Origin of the sequence: Cellvibrio sp. pealriver, assembly GCF_001183545.1 — a bacterium.
Taxonomy (GTDB): domain Bacteria; phylum Pseudomonadota; class Gammaproteobacteria; order Pseudomonadales; family Cellvibrionaceae; genus Cellvibrio.
The window spans coordinates 2526358-2549058 of record NZ_KQ236688.1 but is presented as its reverse complement, the minus strand read 5'-3'; the positions used below and the strand labels follow the sequence as shown (position 1 = coordinate 2549058).

15 protein-coding genes are annotated in these 22701 nt (G+C 47.7%); 4 read left to right on the top strand and 11 right to left on the bottom strand.

From position 1 onward, the window contains the following. Positions 1-40: 40 nt before the first annotated feature. The 6 genes from VC28_RS11070 to mpl form a co-directional block, all read right to left on the bottom strand. A complete protein-coding gene (locus VC28_RS11070; RefSeq protein ID WP_049630690.1) occupies positions 41-331 on the bottom strand; it encodes a DUF2288 domain-containing protein in 291 nt (96 codons plus the stop codon). Between the two features lie 82 nt (positions 332-413). Then, positions 414-1316, bottom strand: a complete 903-nt coding sequence (locus VC28_RS11065; RefSeq protein ID WP_049632350.1) for a hydroxymethylglutaryl-CoA lyase — start codon at positions 1314-1316, stop codon at positions 414-416. Between the two features lie 7 nt (positions 1317-1323). Continuing rightward, positions 1324-1941, bottom strand: coding sequence for a flavin prenyltransferase UbiX (locus VC28_RS11060; protein ID WP_049630689.1), 618 nt, complete (start codon positions 1939-1941; stop codon positions 1324-1326). Positions 1942-2033: 92 nt separating this feature from the next. Then, positions 2034-2672 (bottom strand): RpiB/LacA/LacB family sugar-phosphate isomerase, encoded by a 639-nt coding sequence (locus VC28_RS11055; RefSeq protein WP_049630688.1) that lies wholly within the window; start codon positions 2670-2672, stop codon positions 2034-2036. Between the two features lie 304 nt (positions 2673-2976). Then, positions 2977-3810: a hypothetical protein gene (locus VC28_RS11050; RefSeq protein ID WP_049630687.1), complete on the bottom strand. Its 834-nt coding sequence runs from the start codon at positions 3808-3810 to the stop codon at positions 2977-2979. A 73-nt stretch (positions 3811-3883) separates the two neighbouring features. Then, positions 3884-5290 (bottom strand): UDP-N-acetylmuramate:L-alanyl-gamma-D-glutamyl-meso-diaminopimelate ligase, encoded by a 1407-nt coding sequence (gene mpl, locus VC28_RS11045; RefSeq protein WP_049630686.1) that lies wholly within the window; start codon positions 5288-5290, stop codon positions 3884-3886. A 141-nt stretch (positions 5291-5431) separates the two neighbouring features. Between mpl and VC28_RS11040 the strand changes: the two genes are divergently transcribed. Beyond that, positions 5432-6325: a substrate-binding periplasmic protein gene (locus tag VC28_RS11040; RefSeq protein WP_053094191.1), complete on the top strand. Its 894-nt coding sequence runs from the start codon at positions 5432-5434 to the stop codon at positions 6323-6325. Here VC28_RS11040 and VC28_RS11035 read toward each other — a convergent pair. The 3 genes from VC28_RS11035 to VC28_RS11025 all read right to left on the bottom strand — a co-directional run bounded on the left by VC28_RS11035 (position 6292) and on the right by VC28_RS11025 (position 9660). Continuing rightward, a complete protein-coding gene (locus VC28_RS11035; protein ID WP_049630685.1) occupies positions 6292-8070 on the bottom strand; it encodes a bifunctional ornithine lipid synthase OlsF in 1779 nt (592 codons plus the stop codon). The genes VC28_RS11040 and VC28_RS11035 overlap by 34 nt on opposite strands. A gap of 154 nt (positions 8071-8224) precedes the next feature. Beyond that, positions 8225-8482, bottom strand: a complete 258-nt coding sequence (locus tag VC28_RS11030) for a hypothetical protein (protein ID WP_049630684.1) — start codon at positions 8480-8482, stop codon at positions 8225-8227. Between the two features lie 32 nt (positions 8483-8514). Further along, positions 8515-9660, bottom strand: coding sequence for a hypothetical protein (locus VC28_RS11025; RefSeq protein WP_049630683.1), 1146 nt, complete (start codon positions 9658-9660; stop codon positions 8515-8517). A gap of 318 nt (positions 9661-9978) precedes the next feature. On the opposite strand from VC28_RS11025, the gene serB reads away from it, so the two are divergent. Then, positions 9979-11214: a phosphoserine phosphatase SerB gene (gene serB / locus VC28_RS11020; protein ID WP_049630682.1), complete on the top strand. Its 1236-nt coding sequence runs from the start codon at positions 9979-9981 to the stop codon at positions 11212-11214. A gap of 117 nt (positions 11215-11331) precedes the next feature. Here serB and VC28_RS11015 read toward each other — a convergent pair whose 3' ends face one another. Together VC28_RS11015 and VC28_RS11010 are read right to left on the bottom strand one after the other, a co-directional pair. After that, the gene (locus VC28_RS11015; protein ID WP_049630681.1) at positions 11332-13437 is read right to left on the bottom strand and encodes an EAL domain-containing response regulator; all 2106 of its coding nucleotides are present in this window, start codon (positions 13435-13437) and stop codon (positions 11332-11334) included. Positions 13438-13764: 327 nt separating this feature from the next. Then, entirely contained in the window at positions 13765-15612 is a 1848-nt protein-coding gene (locus VC28_RS11010; RefSeq protein ID WP_049630680.1) for a hypothetical protein, read from the bottom strand. A 488-nt stretch (positions 15613-16100) separates the two neighbouring features. On the opposite strand from VC28_RS11010, the gene VC28_RS11005 reads away from it, so the two are divergent. Beyond that, positions 16101-20318, top strand: coding sequence for a bifunctional nitrate reductase/sulfite reductase flavoprotein subunit alpha (locus VC28_RS11005; RefSeq protein WP_049630679.1), 4218 nt, complete (start codon positions 16101-16103; stop codon positions 20316-20318). Between the two features lie 219 nt (positions 20319-20537). Continuing rightward, entirely contained in the window at positions 20538-22685 is a 2148-nt protein-coding gene (locus VC28_RS11000; protein ID WP_156184321.1) for a M64 family metallopeptidase, read from the top strand. The last annotated feature ends 16 nt before the right edge of the window (positions 22686-22701 follow it).

The window sequence follows — 22701 nt, the reverse complement described above, 5'->3', positions numbered from 1 at the left end:
ACGTAGCACATTTTAAGTGGTTTGAATATGCATTGTTTATTCAGCGAACAGGTTGCACCAGCACCCAAGGTTTTATCACCACTGCCCATACCAGGGCACCTTGCTCGTACCATTGTTGTGCCTGTGAATCCTTTACCGCGTCAACCAAACCTGCCTCCATCCATTCTTTAATTTGTGCCGTATTATCGGCGACGATTTGTGCCGCGACGTGAGTTAAATCCAAGTTGGCATCAACGGCGATAGCATTGCCGCCGGCGAAAAAGCGTTGCAGTTCATGCCATGGGATTTGGGCGGTTTGTAAGTTGATTTCGTGTTCAATTTCGTTTGTCATGTTTACCTCGATATTTTAATCCCTCCCCGACCCTCTCTTTCCAAAAAGGAGGGAGTAACAATTCCTCCTTTGAAAAAGGGGGCTAGGGGGATTTGCTTTTTGCTTTCGCAACTTTTGAATTAGTCGGTTTATTTAATACTGCGCTAATAGTGTTGCCAGCATAAATTAATTTATCCAAATCAACTCCGTGTTCAATGCCGAGACCGTTTAATAAATAAACCAAATCCTCTGTGGCGACATTGCCGGTTGCACCTGCTGCATAGGGGCAACCACCTAAGCCTGCAACAGAGGAATCGATCACGCTTACGCCCATTTCCAATGCCGCATAAATATTGACGAGTGCCTGGCCGTAAGTGTCGTGCATATGTGCTGCAATTTTTTGGATGGGAATGTTGCGCGCAACGGCTTCAATGAGTTTTTTAGTCTGCCCCGCTGTACCAACGCCAATAGTATCGCCGAGTGAAATTTCATAGCAGCCCAGCGCGAGCAATTCGTTTGCGATGCTGGCAACCTGATTTGCATCAACTTCGCCTGAATAGGGGCAGCCAAGTACGCAGGAAATATAACCGCGCACAGGAATGTGTTGTGCTTTTGCTGTGTTAATCAGCGCTTCAAAACGCGCAATGCTTTCTGCAATAGAGCAGTTAATATTTTTTTGGCTAAAGGCTTCTGATGCCGCTGCAAAAATGGCTACTTCATTCGCGCCTACCGCAACAGCGCGTTCATAACCTTGTAAATTCGGCGTGAGTGCTGCGTAAGTTACATACGGTTTGCGCGCGATACCCGAAAACACCTCGCCGCTATCAGCCATTTGCGGTACCCATTTCGGGTTTACAAAACTACCGGCCTCGATGTAATTCAATCCTGCATCGACAAGATTTTCTATCAGTTGGATTTTGGCTGCAGTGGGAATCGCTTGCTTTTCATTTTGTAAACCATCGCGCGGGCCAACTTCAACAATGCGGACTTTTTTGGGTAAATTAATCATGATATTAGTCTTCGCCCCAGCGCGGCATTAAATCTTGCGGTACGCCGAGCTGATCCAAAATGCGCGCGACAATAAAATCCACCAGCTCTTCAACGGATTGCGGTTGCATATAAAAGCCGGGGCTCGCCGGTAATACCACTACACCCATTTGCGTTAGCTTAAGCATGTTTTCCAAATGAATTTCAGAGTAGGGAGTCTCACGCGGCACTACAATTAATTTACGCCGCTCTTTCAGTGCGACATCTGCCGCGCGTTCGATTAAATTATTGCTGGCACCGTGGGCAATGGCCGATAGGGTGCCGCCACTTGCAGGGCAAATCACCATTGAACTGGGCGAGCTTGAACCCGATGCCACTGCAGCAAACCAATCGTCTTTGGCGAGCAATTGCAATTGTTCTTCATCGGCATCAAACATATCGCACAGCATTGCCTGCTGGTCTTCCAAATCGCGTGGCAAATCCAAATCGGTTTCGGTGCGTATCACCACTTCAGCGGCGCTGGAAATCATCAAAAAGACTTTGCAATCTGCTGCGAGCAAACACTGCAGTAAACGCAATCCATATTGCGCACCGGATGCGCCGGTAATTGCGAGAGTCACTGAGCGTGGTTTTAATTGAGTCATGTCATGCGCCTCAGATTGTGGTGGATATGTTTACAGAAAAAGAGAATCCCCCTTGCTCCCCCTTTTACAAAGGGGGAGGTTTGCAGAGGAATTTATTTTCCTAATACGTCGTTCACAAATGCACGGATGCTGTCGTCCTGACAGTTTTCAAAAAAGCACGCTTGAAAACGCTCGCCAGTGACTGCTGTTTTCACAATTTCCGGATCAATGGCGCGCAGCCCATCCAAGTAGTTTTTTGCAGTGGCGATTTTAATATTGGTAAGAATTCCCGCATTGCGCACTTGCGATTCACGGCGCTCCGCCGGATAACCTTGTCCGCGCACACCGGTAAATGCTTTTTCAAAAATAGTGCGGATATTCAGTTCAGCACCCCAACCAAAACCCTTGGCAAAGGGCAGTGCTAAAGCATTGCCGTTATTCACCTGCGCAAACAAATAGGCATCGGTAGGTTCTATACAGTAACCGCAGAATACACCCGGGTGAGCATTGAGCGACATCATCGCCCCTTGGCCAGTACCGCAACCACTCACCACAAAATCAACGGCTTTGGAATTAAGCAGCAAGCTGGCCATCACGCCCAAATGAATGTAAGTCAGGTAATGGTCATTGTCATCGCACATGCCCACGTTAAATACACTGTGGTTTTGTACGGCCGCAACCTCATTCAACTGTTGCAACACAATCGCGTTTTTAGTGGCTTGGCTGAATTCGTTCATTAATGCAATTTTCATGGCAAAAGCTCTCTGTTAAAAATAAACAACGGGTTTTAAATCAGGCTCTTTGGCACTGTTGCTGGTAATGACCGATCTTTTGCAGAAGTGGTAATGATATAGGGGGAGGAGGGGGAATTGAAGGGAGTGGGTGGTTTTAATGACAAGGGGCAGCAAGTGGAGCCCCTACAAATAACATTGCACCCGTAGGGGCGCTGCTTGCTGCGCCCTATTTGATGGGATATTTATCTTTAAACCCCATCAATGCTTGTTCCAATAACATAACCGTAGATGATGAAGGTATGCAGAATAAGAAAAACCAATATCAGCATGAAGAAATTATATGTTTTTTTTCTGAGTGCACCTTTCCTACTGTAAGGCTAATTTCTCGAAGGTCATTGTGATCTAAGAGATGGATTTTTTGCAGGTCTCTTGCTTTTTGAATTGCATCATGTCTCAATTGATCTTTTATTGGTTGTATGTTTGTGATTCTCAATAGCTCAATTTCTATCGCAATTAGATTCATTGTGTTTTCTTTAAAACTCAAGAATATGTTCCGCCTATCAATAAGTTCATGGCTTTTCGTTGTTTCTTTCATCATGTTTTCTATGATGAGAGGAGTAAATTTTTCAAAAGTCGTTTTTCCAACTGATTGCGAATTGATGAGTGAGCCAATGTCGGAGAAGGTGTAGTGAATGGTATCGTTTTCATTTATTTTTATGCTGATGCCAAAGGGTTTGAATTTTAAATTTCGTAATCTAACATCCTCTTCTTTTTTCCTCTTGAGTAGGTCGTCAAGTTGCTTCCTGTTATATTCTTCGGTGGCTAATTTAAATTGGTTTTCTAGTGCGCCAGCTGATTTTTTGAGTTCATCTCTCGTTAACGATAGTTCCTTTCTTTGAATAAATACCGACCACAGCAGTAGGCATACAGTTGCAAATCCAAAAATTGGATTAAGAGTTCCGCCTAAAAAGTCTCCAAGCTGCCCTAACCGTTCTTGATCGAACATGGGTTGTAATGGAGGTGCGAAGTACGTAGTGATACTTATAAATATAAAGCAAAGAGCACATATGGCTAGAATTGCAACAATAATTGCGAGTGTATATTTCAATCCATAACCTAACTTTTCAAGGGGTGTGGTTTTGTCTTCGTTTTTCATGTGATATCCATATTGTTCAAATGAATCGGTGGGTATCGTTAACGCTCCACCCACCATACAAATTGTAATTCAATCACAACACATGTTTCTTCAATTGCTCAATCAACCTCTGATGCACCCCACCAAACCCGCCATTACTCATAATCACAATATGTGTATTGGCCTCACTCAGTGAAATCGCGCAGTGAATTAATTCATCTAAATCGCGCAAAAGTTTTGCGGGGACGGGGCTTTTGTTGACGACTTCGTCCATTGCCCAATCTACGTTGGCGGGTTGATACCACAGAACATCGTCGGCATCGGTCACGCTTTGGTTGAGGGCGTTTTTGTGAACACCCATGCGCATGGTGTTGGAGCGGGGTTCAATGACGGCGATAATTTTTTCGTCGCCGACTTTTGCGCGTAAACCGGCGAGGGTGGTTTTGATGGCGGTAGGGTGGTGAGCGAAGTCGTCGTAGACTTTTACGCTGTGCACATCGGCCAATATTTCCATGCGGCGTTTTACACCGGCAAATTGCTCAAGTGCTTTTGCGCCGTGTTCCGGTGTTACACCAACATGGCGTGCGGCAATTATTGCGGCGAGTCCGTTATTGACATTGTGGATGCCGGTTTGCGCCCAATGTACTTGTGCGACTTCTTCGCCGTTATGCAGCACAGCGAATGATGAACCGTCTGCTGCCAGTAATTTTGCTTGCCATTCGGCAGCATTTTCTTGCTCATTTTGTTCGTTATCAATCACCGCAAATTGTTGTTGCGGTGTCCAGCAGCCTTGTTGGATTACTTCAGCGAGGGCTTTGTCATTGGTTGGCGAAATTAATAAACCATTGTTGGGAACGGTGCGCACCAAATGATGGAATTGTTTTTGGATGGCGGCGAGGTCGGGGAAAATATCGGCGTGATCAAATTCAAGATTATTTAAAATCACCGTGCGCGCATTGTAGTGAACAAACTTGGAGCGTTTATCAAAAAAGGCGCTGTCGTATTCATCGGCTTCCACTACAAAAAACGGTGTGCCGCCCAAGCGTGCAGAGGTGGGGAAATTTTTGGTTACGCCGCCAATTAAATAACCGGGTTCCATGCCGGCGTATTGCAAAATCCACGCAAGCATTGAAGAGGTTGTGGTTTTGCCGTGTGTGCCTGCTACTGCCAATACCCATTTGCCTTGGAGCACATGGTCGCGCAGCCACTGCGGGCCGGAGGTGTAGGGAATACCTTTATCGAGTACATATTCCACACTCGGATTGCCGCGGCTCATGGCATTGCCGATGATCACCAGATCGGGCGGTGTTTGCATGTGTGGTGCTTGCAAATAAATTGGGTCAAATCCCTGAATCAATTCAATGCCCGCTTGTTCAAGTTGTGTACTCATGGGCGGGTAAACATTGGCATCGCTGCCGGTGACGCGGTGGCCAAGTTCTTTGGCGAGTTGTGCAAGGCTGCCCATAAAGGTGCCACAAATACCGAGAATATGGATATGCATAAGTTGCTCTGTCTTTTTAGAGGAATGTTCGAGTGAATGGCACGGATTAACCTATACTTTCCGGACGATTGCAACACTTGATAATAATGAGCAGTGTGAAAGCGATGTTGTATAACCACTGCCAATACTGTGGACCATGTTATGAAGCCTTGGCTTGTCAGAATCTGTGGGTTGATCTTGCTATTGCCGCTACTGCTTTCAGCGGAAGAGTTGAGCGAATTGCGCATTGCCAAGCCGCGCGCGATGGATGACCCCGCGTATCTTTATTTTTCCGGACTGCTGCAAAAAGCGCTGCAAAAAACAGCGAATGGCCGCGCAGTACCGCCGTTAGTCACAACCATTGCGATGGCAGAAGACCGCATGGTGCGTGAGCTCAGAGCCGGGCGCATTGATATTCTTTGGCTGGGTGGCAGCAAGGAACGCGCGCGCAATTTATTGGTTGTGCCTATCCCGCTTGAGCGCGGATTGGTGGGGTATCGCCAATTTATTATTCGCAAATCCCGTGTGGCTGAGTTTGATGCGATCAACACGCTTGCTGATCTGCGCAAGTTTAAAGCATGCCAGGGCGCGCAGTGGGGCGATACTGAAATATTGCGTACGGCCAAGCTGCCATTAGTTACCAGCGTCAATTACGAAAGTTTATTTAAATTGTTGGTGGCGGGGCGCTGTGATTATTATCCGCGCGGTTTTCATCAGGGAAAAATTGAGTTGGCCAATCGCACCGATACGTATCCAGAGCTGATGGTGTATGAGCCCTTAATGCTGTATTACCCGTTCGCCGCGTATTTTTATGTGCATCCACGCAACAAACAATTGGCGCAATGGTTACAGGATGGCTTGGAAAAAATGATTGATGATGGCGAATTGTTAGCCTATATGCAGCAGCATGAACATACCCGCCGCGCTTTTCCACTGCAAGCAACAGTGGTCAAGCGCTTGCTGGTCGTTCCTAATCATTACCTGCCCGATTTTGCCGATGAAAAAAATGCACGCTATTGGTTTCAGCCGGGTGATTTTTCGCTTGCAGGCGATTGATCTGGCACCGAAAAATAACGCGCGCGTTTAGCGGCTTTCATGCAACTTAAATCGCCCATAAACAAACCATCTACACAATTGCCAAATTCAGAGTCCACACTGAAACCGAGCAAATGGTAGCCGCCTTCTTCATATAAGCCTGCATATTGTTTAAACAATACAGGGATTTTGCAGTCGTGTTTTTTAAATTCTTCTTGCAGTACATCAAAGCCTTGTTCGCTGTCTAATTTGGCAAAACGGTTTTGCAATTCAATTAACATATCTTCTTCTATTTCGTGCGGGTGTTTACCTTCCGCAAGGCTCTCATCATTGATGTTTTTTACTGAGTAGTAGCGCTCGTAATAAAACACCAATAAATCGCGCAACACTTTTGGATAGTGCGCACTCATGCTGACTGGGCCAAACACAAAACGCACGTGTGGGTGATGCGATAAGTACGCGCCCAAACCTTGCCATAAATAATCAAGACTGGCTTTGCCCCAATAATCCGGGTGAACAAAACTGCGCCCTAATTCCAACCCCTGTTCCAGATAAGGTGTGAGCGACGGATTAAAGTCAAACAACTCGGCCGTGTAGAGCGCATTGGCACCTTTCTTTTTGATGAGTTTGTGCGCTTCACCTAAACGGTATGCACCGGCAATGCACAGTTTTTCTTCGTCCCACAATACCAAATGGCGATAGTAGTGGTCGTATTTATCCAGATCGCGGCGGCTGCCCGTACCTTCACCCACCAAACGGAATGTTTGCTCGCGCAAGCGGCCAATTTCGCGCAGCACAACAGGGTGCTGGTTGTAATCGCACAAATAAATCACATGGTTGTCGCGTGTGTTACCAATCACTTGCGCTGTTTTTAATTCTTTTTTCAGTGCTGCACGGTCTTCCGGATGGGCGATGGTTTTTTCCGTCACAAACACAGGCGTGCGATTTTTTTTGGATGCGTTGCCTTTACCGATTTTATAAACATGTTTCTTCAAGCGCTTGATCAAGGCTTTATCGGCGAGCTGGTCTGATTCCAGTGCATGGTATGGAATTAACTCGCCCACGCGGAATTTAATTTCTGCCGAGCGCTTGTTAAACATTTCGTGGGCAAGCAGAGCTGTCGCCAGGGGTTTGAAAATCATAGAGGCGCTGTAAAACAGCATAGAATTTTTGGCAGAGACAAATATCGGCAACAGTGGCGCTTTGGTTTTGCGCGCAAAATGTAGAAATCCCGCCTGCCATTTGCCATCTTTAATACCGGTAGGGCTTGCGCGCGATACTTCCCCTGCAGGGAAAATAATAATCGCTTCGTCGTTATTGAGTGCTTGCAGGATATTTTTGTAACTTTGTTTGTAAGCGGCGCGGGTCATATTGTCGAGCGGCAACAATAAATCGTGCAGCGGCTCAAACGCCATGAGCATATCGTTGGCGATGATTTTGACATCCTTGCGCACTTCGCTTACCAAGCGCACCAAGGCCAAACCATCGAGTGAACCAATTGGGTGGTTAGCGATGATAATCACCCGCCCTTGTGCGGGAATATTATTGCGCTCGCGCTGGGAAATACTGTAACTGAAATTGAAGTACTCAAAAATCCGGTCAATAAAATCAATGCCGCGATTACCTTCGTGCTCGCGCAAAAAGGCATTGATTTCTTTCTCGTGGGTGAGCTTGCGCAAAATACTGAGCGTTGAGTTGCGCACAATGGGCGATTGCTGGGTAAACCCGGGAAATTTGGTAGTGATGGAGTGTTCGATATTAAGCATGGCAGTCACAACCTTGCGATGGGGGATACTGCAAGGCTATGACTAATCGGTGACGGTTATGTGATGAAAATGTTGCAGGTGTGTGACAGTGAGCGAAGCTGAATTTTTTTATCCGTCGTCATTCCCGCTAGCAGGAATCCAGCTTTTGATTTTATTAATGGCTTTCTTTAAAACCTATAGATCCCTGCCAGCCTTGAAGAAGGCTCCCTGCATAAAACAGAAATAGGGTAGAGATACCCCACCAAAGTATTTTGGGTTGTTGATGGACGTGAGCTGCAGCGATAAAACCAATTACTTGCCCCGGATATACGCTCAGGTTGATGTTGTTCAGAACAACTTGCTGCGTGTTACGCACTAATTTATGCACCAATAAATGTTCAATTTTTACTGTAGGGCAAAGTGCGTTATTCATTGGTCATCCTTCACAGCGTATCCCGGTGTGTTTTAGATTCCTGCGGCGGCGGTTACCAGCTGCTCTTCTTGCTTGGCAAGAAGCGAAGCATAAGGTGCTTTTAAACCGATTAATTTACCGCTGTCGCTGACGATGTCCAAGTGCTCTTGCAGGTCGTTATCAATCAAACGCTGGCTAATTAAAATTTCGCCTTTGTCGGGTTTTAAATGGTTGTTGTGCTGCACCACAAAATCTTTTAACAGTGATTTGTTAGAACTAACCGGTGCCGATAGCTCGTGCACTGCGGCAGCCAAATGCAAACGTGGGCTGGGGTTTTTGGTGGTGAGATTTTGCAATAATTGCGCAGCGCACACGGCGCGGAAGCTGCACTCATAAAAAGCTTCACCGGTGAAATCGATAATCAGGGTTTCGCCCGATAACATTTGTCGCTGGCCGCTGTATAAATTGAGTACGCCCTGCAATTGTTTTTCAAAACGGCGCAAAACATTGGCGAAGCTTTCACTGTTTAATTGCTGATACAACTTGCCCATATTCACGATATCCAGACTCAAGCGCACAGAGACTTCCTTGGGCAATTCGGGCTCTGGTTCGGGGGCTTCGGCAATGGTGGGCATTTTTTCTACCACTGCGGTTACTATCTCGCTGGTGGTGGGTAATTTATCTTTTAACTGCGACCACCACTGGCGTTGGATTGACCACCAAATCACGAGCAGCGATGAAAATATCGCGGCCATCCACAACATAAAAAAGCGGTAATCGCGCTCACTGAAGCGCGGCACATCCAGCGTTACTTCCAAATAACCGGCAACGTTATTGTGCAGCGCAATTGGCGCAGAAAAATCGTAGCGGCGACCTTTAATTACCTGATTGGGTTTGAAACCGTTTTGCACCAGCAATTTATTTTCCACGCTGTGGATAGTCGTGCCGATCACATTAGGGTATTGCCCCACCTCCAGCAGAATTGCTTGCAAGCTGACCAGATCCTGTTGCAGAGTCGCATTAACGGCCTGGCGTGCAGCGCTGTTGGCCAGTACCTGACCATAGTGCTCGATTTGTTCGCGCTGGTTTTGCTCGCTGTTGTGAAGATAAGCCCATGCGCCAAATGCGCCCAGAGCGATAAGTAGCAGGCTGCAGAGTGTCAGCTGCGGATAAGTGCGGTAGGTTTTGATCAATGCCATTGTTTGTTAAGTCCGTGCCCTTGTTGTGCGTTCATGGTGTAACTCCAGTTCCTGCCAGAGTCAGTGGCTGCAAACCGCTGCAGTTTTATCGTTGCTGGCGGTTGTCGTGTGGAATCGCATTCTAGCCTAAGTTCTATGGGTGTGCTAAGCCGCGCTGCAGTGGTATCCAGCGCCTTGTCGCGGCAAAAAACAGCTGGCAGAAGCTGCTGTGGGCGGCGGTTAATTCCGCTAGAATGCGCGTCTTTGCGCAAGCGCGCCCGTATTCTATCTGGCTTCCGCCCATTTTGATCCGGATATGCCCGGTCATGAGAGAAAACTGTGAACGAACTTTTACTGATTAACGCCTCAGGTCAGGATCAACCCGGCGTTACCCGTGCCATTACCCATGTACTTGCCCATTACGGTGCGCGTGTACTCGATATTGGCCAAGCGGTAATCCACGATACCCTCGCACTCGGCATTTTGGTTGAATTGCGCATAGAAGCAGAAAAGCGCGCGCAATTGCTGGAGCAAATCCAACAGGCGACCCAGCCTCTGGGTATTCAGGTGCGTTTCCAAACTGTTACGGCTGAAAGCTACGAACACTGGACAGAACAGCAAGGCAAGACTCGCCATATTGTGACTCTTCTGGCGCGCCAGATAGATGCCGACATGATTGCCGAGCTGACTTCTATCACCTCCAAACATGGGTTGAATATCGACAGCATCAGCCGTTTGTCTGGCCGCGTGTCGCTTGCGGCACTGGATGCGGGCGATGAACACAAAGGCAGCGCGTGTGTTGAGTTTTCGGTGCGCGGAGCACCAGCAGATTTAGTTGCCTTGCGCGCTGATTTCATGGAGCTGTCCGCGCGTTTGAATATCGATGTCGCTTTTCAGCGCGATACGGTGTATCGCCGCAACCGCCGCTTGGTGTGCTTCGATATGGATTCCACCTTGATTGAAGCCGAAGTCATTGATGAGCTGGCCAAAGCTGCCGGTGTGGGCGATCAGGTATCGGAAATTACCGAAGCGGCGATGCGCGGTGAATTGGATTTCAAACAAAGTTTTGCGCGGCGCATGGCGTTGCTTAAAGGTTTGGATGAATCGGTATTGGAAGGTATTGCAGCGCAATTGCGTATCACCGAAGGCGCAGAGAAATTAATTTCATCGCTCAAGAAGCTCGGTTACAAAACCGCGATTTTATCGGGTGGATTTAATTACTTTGGTCGCTATCTGCAAACCAAACTCGGTATTGATTATGTCTATGCCAATGAGTTGGATATTGTCGATGGCAAGGTCACTGGCGAAGTAAAAGGTATTGTTGTCGATGGCCAGCGCAAAGCAGAATTATTGGCGATGTTGGCAAAACAGGAAGGTATTACGTTAGAACAAGTCATCGCCGTGGGCGATGGTGCCAACGATTTGCCGATGTTGAGCGTCGCTGGTTTGGGTGTCGCCTTTCGTGCAAAACCCTTGGTGAAAGCATCGGCAGAACATGCAATCTCTAATTTGGGCTTGGATGCGATTTTGTATCTGTTGGGTTTCCGCGAGCGCGACAGTGTGTTGTCTAATTAATTTAAAACGCACACCAATTAAAAAGCCGTATTGGATGTCCAATACGGCTTTTGTTTTTTTTGGGGTAACGATTTCAGTTTTGCTTGCTAAGAACTGAGGCTTCTATCTGTTAACACCTTAGGTTTCCATATTGAAATCGTAATTCATACCGTGGCTTGGCTCTTGCAAATAATGCCCCTGAATGTAATGCGCACCGGCTTGCCATAAGGTAGACAGTACACTGGCGTTCTCCACAAAGGGAACAAGGGTGATTTTGCTTTCACCGTTCAATTTTTCAATCAGTTGGATCAGCGTTTCCGGGCTTTCATTATTGTTTTGGATATCGGTAGTGAAAGAGCCATCGATCTTGATCATGTTGGCGGGAACATGTGCAAGGGTATTGAACGGATTGAGTGAGCAGCCAAAGTTGCTGATCGCAAAATGCGTTTTTATTTTTTCCAGCCCTTCTGCAAAGTGCTTGGCTGCATTCAAGTGGTTGGTGACATCAATTTCCTGAGCCTGAAACACGATTGAATCGGCGCTGAGTTTTGCCGCTTTGAAGGCAACACCCAGCCAAGGGACGAGTGATTCATCGCACAGCGATTGGCGGCCAATGTTGACGATCAACTTGGTTTTGTTGCCCTTGGCGCGATGCTGCGACAACATTTTTATTGATTCCAAAATCACCCAGCGATCAATTTTAGTAGCAGCGCTCATATTGGCTGCGGCTTCCAAAAAGTGGTTAGGTGAAATTTCGTTGCCGTTTTCATCCACCATGCGCAAATAGACTTCGTAATATTCTTCGTCAGAGCCGCGCAGGCTGATAATGGGTTGGAACAATAAACGGAAACGGTCATTGTCCAGTGCATGTTGAATGGCGCTGGCAATATCAATTTTAAGATCGATTTTGGGGGCATCCGGCTCGAACAGCTGGGCGCTATTGCCTTCTGCGGCGAGCACCTTTTCCATTGCCGCACGCGCTTGTTCAATCACTGTGTTGGTGCTGGTGGTATTTTCGTTAATCAGTGAAATACCAATGCTGCAGGTGATCTGCAGGGTTTTGTGATCGATATCGATGATATGCGCTTCCAGATCTTTGCAAATCTGTTGTGCGCGGTTGACTGCGGCATCGGCTTTTACGTTGGGCGCGATAATGGCGAAGGTGGAGTCACCCAAGCGGGCAATGGTATCGCTGGTATTCACTTTGGCGCGCAATAACGTCGCTATATCAATCAAGGCCAGATCGGCACCGGCAACACCAAAGGTGTTTTTCACGCGCTCGCTGAAATTATCCAATTCAATGTAAAACAAACAGTAATACTGTTTTTCATCAACAGTATCGATGATGTGGTCGAGCTGGTTGATCAAGTACTGGCGGTTGTAAACGCCGGTGACCAAATCCTGCCATTTAATTTGCTTGAGCTGCGCTTCCAGTTCTTCGTTGTTGGGGTTGGCGATAACCGTTGTTGCAGCGCGCGCAAGGAATTGTATGCACGGCTCTTCATCATAGGTGACCAGTGACACTTCCAGATCGATATGGGTCTCTTCACCCTCTTGGGTGATGCCGGTAAAACTCAACGAACTGGATTCTGCTTCTTCACCTTTGAAGGTGAAATCTTTTAAGAAATTTTTCAGTCTTGCCTGATCGCCTTTGGCCACCATGTCCATGATCGGCATGGCTTCAATATCGTCTCTGTCTTCATAGCCAAATAATTCGGCAAAGGATTCGTTGGCGTAGAGATAAAGACCATCCTGAATAAACGCAATCGCATCGCGCGAGCTATCGAGCAATTGCTGGCTGCGGCGCTCTGCCTCGCGAAAGCGGCGGTCGGTGTTGCGGCGCGCCTGACGCTGTTCGCGGTTAGCCAGCTCGCGGTCAATCACCAGCAGCAAATGCTGGTCATCGTCCAGATTAATCACATCGGTTGCGCCCATGCGCAGTCCTTCTACTACGGCAAACGGGCTTTCGTCTTCATCTTCTTCATAGAGGAGGATAACAGGGACATCTTTATTCAGGCGGCGGATTTGTTTGATGGCAGTTTGGGGTGTTGGCGCTGTGGTGTTGCTATGGCCAATTAACAAATCCCAGCTTTGCTCTTGCAGGAGTTTTACCAGTGCCTCTTCGCTTTCGACATGTTGTGCGCGGCAAGGGTGGCCGGATGCATGCAACATACTAATCAGCCGCTCGGCTTCTGAGCGCTGGTTGTTGAGGATCAAGAGTCGGATTGTTTCGGTGGTGGTCATATATCTTCTAATTGGCTAAGGCGATAGTCTGCGCTTGGTGTTTTTGACTATAGCGCGTTTTTTTGCATATGAGTCCGTTTACACAGGGTTTGGGGTGGGTTTGCAGCAACTTTTTAGTCAACTTATGTGCTGATGGGCACCCAAAACCTGCCAGTAATCCAAAAAAGCCAGCCTTGTGTCGCCAACTGCTTGCGTTGGCGTGGTGGTTTGATTAACCGAGCCGGATGCGGGTTATATTACTGAATCCCAAGGTTCACTCAACTTGTCATACCATTTATGCGATCTGGTCGAGGGTTTTGTGCCCTGGTTCACAAGTGGTTGCCTAAATTACTCCCAGACTGAATCAAAATCGTCCTTACTGGTTTTGGATTCAGGCTTGGCTGTTGCCAACTCGCGGAAGCCAAATTGGCTGAAGGAGCCGGTAGCAAATAGCCGCTGGGTTAATTGGATGGATTTGTCCCCCTCGTAGCTGACCCCCGGTTGTGCTTGTGCATAAAGCCGCGCTTTGCTGTATTCATGGAATGAGATGGCATTAGTAATCAGGCTGGGGGGCTGGTTGATGGCGCGCAGCTCAGGAATTTGTAATGCGCGCAAATACTCTGCAAAGCCTCCAGTTTTGTGCACCACAGCCAAGCCCACCGGCAATGCCTGCGGTGCGAGTATCTGAATACCCAGTTGCGTTGCGCCCTTGATTTGATGTGCCCAGCGCACCACGCCGATAGACCATTTGTTGCGCCCGTATTCACGCAACCCGAGCAGTTCCCCGGCGCGCACCTGTACCGGTATTTCGTTGCGCCATTCCAGGCCGTAACCGCCTGCGCTGCGATCCATTAAAGGCACTGTGTAAATCGGATGTTGCCCTTGATAGCTCTCAACTTCCTGGGATTTGATCTTCTTTTCAATGTTGAATGTGGGTAAGGCGCGGCCATCCAATGCGGTACCGGTAATATCGAAGGCATCGCCCCAAGGGTCGTCCGCTTTTTTGGTGTTATCGGGTTTTAACTGTACGCCGCGTTTTTGATAGAGGGCACCTTTTTCCGGAATGCCGCTAATCGCCGAACTTTGGTTGAGAAAGATATTGAATGGCTGTTCGCCTGCCAGATAAAAATGGATATTAGTCAGGCCGACGGTCACTTCAATTTCGGCGCTGACATCCTGCCGTTCAAAGCTGCGCAGTGCCAAATGGCTCCACACCTGCGCCAGATGTTTGGTCAGTGCCGCCGAGAGGTTCAAATGGTTGCGCAGCGTTTGTCCGTCGGCAGGCTCAGCCCCTGCTTTTTGTTGGTCTTGCAGTTTATTGACCAAATTGCTGGTACGAATCTCTTGCAGCGGTTGCCCGGTGGGATTATTGGCAGGCCGCCAGTGGGATTTGTAAAACGGCGGGCGGTTGCTGTCCGTCAGTACCACAAACAGGTTTTCCTTACCGGTCGCCTCGTAGTCAACCAATTCTGCTGCGGGCGCAAAATATTCCAGAAGGTTGTAGGTGCTTTCAATCTCATCCTGACGCAATTGGTTTGGACGTGCGGTGGCCAATAAAAGGCAGCGCAAATACACCGCATGAATCGTTTTCAGCCCTTGGTGATGTGGCAACCGGTCTTCAACAGGCAGTTGCTCCACGTCCAGTAAACAGGCGATTTGATGCAGCGCATGAAGCTCGGCCCATAATTGGCTCGCGATAGGCAAATACAGTTGATAAGAGCGCAGCATCAACAAGCCGATGGCAGTCATCGCCCTATGGATAACCAGCGCTTGCAGTTCCTGTTTGTCTTTTATCGCCGGAGCAGTGCACAGCTCGCGCACCAGCATCAGATAGCTATTGAGAAAATGTTTTTGGATCGCCTGGGCTACGGTAGCGGTTTTCATCGCCGCTTCAGGCAGTATCAGTGGTTGGTTCAAATACTTGAGTGCGAGGCCATTGAGTGTTTGGTGGATAGGTACACGCAACAGCTCCAGGATCGCCAGGCGCTGCTCGCTGCCCATGCGCACGCGGCTGACTTCATGTATCGCCCCATAGAGTGCGCCACTGACTTGTTGTGCCTGGGTCAGGGGTAAGGTTTGCAGCCAGGCTTTTACGTGGGTCTCTTTATTACCACCGCAAAAACCCAGCTGCGCCAAATCCTGATTAGGCACAATAAGCCGTTTGAGTAGCTGTTCAATTTGTGGGTCGATGCTCATTCATGCGCCACTTGTGTAATCGGTGGTTATAACTATGTCATTGAATATAGTTGATTTTAGGACGATTTCGGATGTTTTGCCGAAGCATTACAGTTCCTGACTAAATTCACCCCCGGTGCTGGCGCGCGCTGTTCTTTTGTGACCCCTGCGGATAACGGGAAATAGTATTGATGAGAGCTGCTTTTTTGTGGTGCGCCTGTGTCCTGTTTTGGTGATTATGAAGCGATGGCTTGTTGTTTTAAGTGTTCTAAAACAGTGCCAATTTTGAGGTTTGATTTTTGATGTGTTCATTGGTGGTGCCTTTTGGTGTGGCGGTACTTTGGATGGGAAATAGCCTGACTGAAAATGTGTGTTTTTAACTTATTGATTTTTATAACTATTAACGGCTTTTTGGCGAGTGGCGTTGCCATAGGCGATACCCTGTTAAGCAGTATCAGGAGGCTGGCATAACGCTTGCAAAACCTCTCCCAATGAGGAGTTGCAACCCTATGTCTGAATCCCTTCCAAAAACTGAACATAAATTTGTCCGCTCCGTGTGCCCCTACTGCGGTGTTGGCTGCGGCATGGTGCTGGAAACCGACGGTAAAAAAGTCATCAAGGTCACCGGCGATAAAAACCATCCGTCCAATTTCGGCCGCCTGTGTACCAAAGGCCAAACCAGCGCCCAGGCGCTCACCAATTCCGGCCGGATGGAATCTGCGTTTGTGCGCAGTGAACGTCAGCGTGATCCGGTGAAAACCCCTATGGCACAGGCGATCAGTTACACCGCCAAGCGCCTGCGTGAAATCCTCGACCAATACGGCCCCGACGCGCTCAGCTTTTATGTCTCTGGGCAGATGTCCATCGAATCGCAATATCTGGTCAACAAACTCTGCAAGGGTTTTGTGCGCACCAACAATATCGAATCCAATTCGCGTTTATGTATGGCGAGTGCGGGTGCGGGCTATAAATTGTCGTTAGGCTCCGATGCGCCACCCGGCTCTTATCAGGATTTTGATCACACCGATTTATTTTTTGTGATCGGCGCGAACATGGCCGACTGCCACCCGATTTTGTATTTGCGCATGATGGATCGCGTCAAAGCCGGTGCAAAATTAATTGTCGCCGACCCGCGCCGTACCACCACGGCCGACAAAGCCGATCTGTTCTTGCCCATCAAACCCGGCACTGACCTTGCGCTCTTAAATGGCCTGTTATTTTTGCTGCACAACAATGGCAAAACCGATGCCGAATTTATTCAAAAATACACCCAAGGCTGGGAAAGTTTTCCTGAATTTTTAGCCGACTACACACCGGAAAATGTTAGCGAAATAACTGGGCTTTCGGTTGAAGCGATTATCCGCACCGCTGAAATGATTGGCGCAGCGCCCGAGTTTATGACTTGCTGGACTATGGGGTTAAACCAAAGCACGCACGGCACCTGGAACACCAACGCCATTTGCAATTTGCATTTGGCGACCGGAAAAATTTGCCGCTTGGGCAGCGGGCCTTTTTCACTGACTGGACAGCCCAATGCCATGGGCGGGCGCGAGATGGGCTACATGGGGCCGGGGCTTCCCGGCCAGCGCGCGTTGGTGGTTGAGCAAGACCGCGAATTTATTGAAAACCTGTGGGGCATTCCGCAGGGTTCCATCAGTACCAAATTAGGAAAAGGTACGGTGGATATGTTTGAGCGCATGGCCGCGGGCGAGATTAAAGCCTGCTGGATTATTTGCACCAATCCGGTTGCCTCGGTTCCCAACCGCAAAATAGTGATTGAGGGTTTGCAGAAGGCGGAGCTTGTAATCGCACAAGATGCTTTCCTTGATACCGAAACCAATCGCTATGCCGATGTGTTATTGCCCGGTGCGTTGTGGGCCGAAGCGGAAGGGGTGATGATCAATTCCGAGCGCAATATCACCCTGATGCAAGAGGCAGTTTCACCACCGGGTGAGGCGATGGCCGATTGGGAAATTGTTGCGCGTGTTGCGCGGGAAATGGGTTTTAGTGAAGGATTTAATTTTAATTCCGCATCCGATGTTTTTGATGAAATCAAACAAAGTTACAACCCCAAAACCGGATACGATTTGCGCGGCGTGAGCTACGAACGTTTGCGCAAAGCACCTTTGCAATGGCCGTGCGCTAATGATGAATCCACACGCAATCCGATCCGCTATTTAAATACTGGTATCAACCAGCCATTGAAAATCCACAGCGATGGCAGCAAGCCGCTGCTGCAATTTGCCACCGAATCCGGCAAGGCGATTTTCCATGCGCGCCCCCATGTAAATCCGGCAGAAATGCCCAGTGCTGATTTTCCGATGGTACTCAACACTGGTCGCGTGCAACACCAGTGGCACACGCTCACCAAAACCGGAAAAATTCCCACGCTCAATAAATTAAATCCCGGCGCCTTTGTGGAAATCAATCCGCAAGATGCGCTTGAATTGAGCATCAAAAATAAAGACAAAGTAGAAATTCGCTCGCGCCGCGGTTATGCCATTTTGCCTGCGCTAGTCACGGATCGCGTCTTGCCCGGTTGCTGTTTTGCGCCCATTCATTGGAACGATGTCTATGGCGATAACCTGTGCATCAATGCCGTCACCAGCGACAAAGTCGATGCCATATCGCAGCAGCCGGAATTAAAAGTCGCTGCGGTTGCACTCAAACGCGTTGAGGTATTTGCAGAAGACAGTCTTGCTGACCCCGCAATGCACTCTGCCGAACATTCCGATGCTCACGATTACGATTATGAATTGCCTGCAGCGGTTGCCTTTGCGCCCGTGGCTGAGGCAACTGCTACGGGTTTGATTAATATGTTTGCTGAAAAAATCGGTGTGGCGAATGCGGTTGCGCCATCATTTTCCCTTGATGAAAAAAATTATCTGTCCGGATTTGTGGGTGGCTTGCAGGCGAGTGCTGCGTTAATTCAAGCGGTGCCTGCATTGCCTGCCGATGCACCTATCAGCGCTGAATATCGCGCGTGGGTAAATGGTTTACTCGCGGGAATGTTTTCGCGTGTATTGCCCATGGGGGTGAGTGCTGTACCTGCTGCAAATAAACCGGCACTCACGCTCTTGTGGGCATCGCAAACCGGCAACGCCGAAAGCCTCGCTCAACAATTTGCGCCGCAATTATCGGCGCAGGGGTGGGCGGTGAATGTCCAATCCATGAATGACTATTCAGTTGATAAACTTGCGCAGGATAAGTATGTGCTATTTGTCACCAGCACCTTCGGCGATGGCGATGCGCCCGATAACGGCGGCGATTTTTGGAATCAATTAAATAGTGATTCCGCACCGGCTTTAAACCAATTGCACTTTGCGTTGCTGGCGCTGGGCGATTCCAACTATGATAAGTTCTGCGGCCACGGAAAAAAATTATTTGCGCGCTTGCAAGCCTTGGGCGCAACCGCATTAGTAGAGCGAGTCGATTGCGATACCGATTTTGAAGCCCCGGCGAGTGAATGGTTTGCTAAGCTGAAAGAACATTTGGCTCCGCATATTGTCACATCGGGAGCTGCCAGCCGTTCTACAGGTGATTCTGCGAGTACTTCATCGTCTATGCCTACCACATCTGGGTCTACTACATCTGCTGTATCCGGTTTTACCAAAGCGAATCCCTATGTGGCGCGTTTGACGGTGAATAACCGTTTAAGCGGTGAAGGTTCAGGAAAAGATGTTCGCCAATTCGGTTTTGATCTGGGCGATTCCGGCATTACGTATGAGGCGGGCGATGCACTTGGTGTGTGGCCAAAAAACTGCCCGGATTATGTATACGAATTGGAGAAGGCATTAAATATTAATGCGGATGCACCAGTGGTAGTGGATACGCATGAAAAACCCTTGCATAACGCACTGATCGACAACTACGAAATCTGTCGCCCGAGTTTGGAAGCGCTGCAATTCATTGCCGAGCGTGCCAATAGCCAAGAATTAAAAACCTTGTTGGATGCAGAGCATAAAAAGGAATTACAGGATTGGCTTTACGGCCGCCAGCTTGTCGATATTTTGCAAGAATTTCCTGTGCGTGCGAGTGTGGAAGAATTTATCGCGGTATTAAAACGCATCCAGCCGCGTTTATATTCAATCGCATCCAGTTCCAAAGCGCAGCCGAACCGAATTGATTTAACAGTATCTGCTGTGCGCTATACACGTTTCCGCGATAGCAAAAAAATCCGCAAAGGTGTTGCCTCTACTTTCCTTGCGGATCGTGCTGCCAATAGTGATGTGCCTATTTTCGTTCAGCCAAGCAAACATTTTCACGTGCCGGAAAATGGCGATACACCGTTAATCATGGTCGGCCCCGGCACCGGTATCGCACCTTTTCGCGGTTTTTTACAAGAGCGCCAGGCTCGTGGTGATGCCGGAAAAAATTGGTTGTTCTTTGGGGAGCAACACGCTGCCACCGATTTTTATTATCAGGATGAAATCCAGCAATTCCAAAAAGACGGCGTGCTGAATGAATTAAGCCTTGCGTTCTCGCGCGATCAAACACAAAAAATTTACGTGCAAGACCGTATGCGCGAACGCGCCGCAGAATTGTGGGAATGGTTAGAGCAGGGCGCTTATTTTTGTGTATGCGGCGATGCCAGCCGCATGGCCAAAGATGTAGATCAGGCACTGCGCGATATTATCCAGCAATACGGCAATTTCGATGAAGCAGAAACCGTCAACTACATCCGCAAATTAAATATGGATAAACGCTATTTGCGCGATGTGTATTAACGAATAATTCCTTTCTTTAGCTTTCCTGGTTTGCGAGCCCCGGCTAATCCTGTTTTCTGCCGGGGCGGATTTACATTATTTTGCTCGGGATTGTTGGTCACCCAAGTGGTATATCACCAATGGATGGGTTTTAATTAGTAAAACATCGGCCTGCCTGAGATAGGCAACGGTGGTTTAAGTGCCAAAAAAGCATCTAATTAAAAGAAAGAGGGATATTCTGTGGTCAAGCATTGCCTTGCGTTTTTCGTGTGTCTATTTTTTTTAGGGTGTGGAGGTGGTGGCGGTGCAGCCAATCCCTCGCCGTCTCCCGGTAGTAAAGCGGCCGTAGTCTCAAGCAGCCAATCATCTGCAAGCGTAACGTCTGCAAGTAAGTCCTCAAGCTCATCAGTAATCAGCTCTGCCGCCGCAATTACCGAACGTGTTTTTCATATTGATGAAGATACGTCGATGGTAATTGATATTGATAGTGATTTTAGAATAGAACAAGCCAATTGGGAGCCCCACAAAAATCAGTATAGCGATGGAGGTGCTCAATTAATTCCATTGCACCACGATAAGAAAATTTCCTACCGGTCAAAACCGGATTTTTTTGGCGTAGATACTTTCTATTATTTTAATAATGTTTCCGGGTCTAATAGCCAGAAAATAAAAGTCATTATCAATGTTTCCCCTGTGGAAGATAGATACGCAAAATGGAATGGTATTGCAGACCAAGTCTTCACCCTGCATCAAAAAGTACAGCTTCCGTTTCCCATTCATCCTGATACTGGTGAATCTTTGTTGATAGGAAAAAATGCCTATCTGTCATTTGATGGAGTGAACATTCCTTTTGAAATTAAGAATTCCGAAATTCTGTTTGAAATACCCGATGTTGAAAAGGCTGGATTGTTTTCCATCGCACTGAGAGATCTGGAGAATGATTCTCTGTTGGCTGAAGGTTCCCTTTGGGTTGCGATTGAAAAAGGCGACTTGACTTATTACATGGGCTCTGAAAACTCTATAGGGGCTCTTTATGTGCTAGTCAGAACAAACACAGTGACTGATCCCAATTATCAAACGTGGATAAAATCAGAGGCCATTCCATTTCTTCGTGAATTAATAGGTTCTACGCAACCAAACTATTGGAATTTTGCCGTGATCAATGTGGCGGCAGAAAGAAAAATAAAAATGTATGGCGGGCAAGGCTCGGCAGACCCTGAATACTATTGGCAATATGTTGGTGATTTTCTTTCACGGTATAGCGGAATTGTTGTTCTGGACAGTGAGCAGTTTCGCGCAAATGCGGTAAATCATATTACGATGAATTTGCAAGACGGAGGAGGTGTTTTGCTTCATGAGCTTGCACATAAGCATGCGCGATTGGGCGATGAGTACGCAGAAGATTGTAATTATGAATACAGTGCTAAATCTTACCCCAACATAGAAATCATTTTTAATGGATCGATTGCCAATATTCAGTGGAAGCATTGGGTTAACAGTGAAATACATATTCCCGGCTATTCCGCTATCGCGAGTTCTGACGATGAAATTGGCGTTTTCAAGGGAGCCTACTTTTGCGCTGATAAATACTTTCGGCCTGCTAACGCAACACTTATGCTGCATTTCCTGCAGCCCATGAGCGCAGTAGATAAAGAGACGTGGGTATTGGCAAATTACGCTGGGCTTGGGTTGTTAGAGTCTCTAAAAAGCGAGCAAAAAAATGGTATGAATCTAATATGGTTGGAAAAATCTTTTGATCCCCGTTTAACTAGTATTCGTTGGTTTTTAAATAATAACGCACTGCCGGAATTTGACGGTAAACAACGCATTCAGCTAGATGAGACTCAACTTACTGGCAAAGTATATACAGTGACTGCGGAGCTCATCGATCTGACGGGGTTGGTGAAAAATCCTCATGCTTATAATGCATTTAATGATCAAATCTATGATGGGATATATGTTCGCGCTAGTAAAACCAATAGCGTTTTCAAAAAAAGCTGGAATTATTCTCGCTCTACACCTGCTACCTCGAAAAAGCCGGCTGCTAGTACTCATTCAGTGAAAAACAATGAATGGGTTGAGTATGGTCTGCAAATTGAGCTAGGCAAGCATAAATTGTTGGGTAGCCGAAATTATTCTGCGCCTGATGTAGTACAGCCAGTGACTGGTTTTAGTGATTTAATGGCTGAAGTCGTGGTTGATGGAATCGTGGTGGCAGTGCAGGGAATAGAGTTGGGGCAGCCATCAGATTTGGAACTGATATCGCCTCTCGTCTATCCGCAATTCTATCGGTTGAATCATCCTGCTGTAGCTGGCCCTTATCAGATAAATATTTATTCGTTGCCACAGCGTGAACTAGTGGCAAATTTTAATATGGGCAATGACTGAATTGTCGCACAGCATT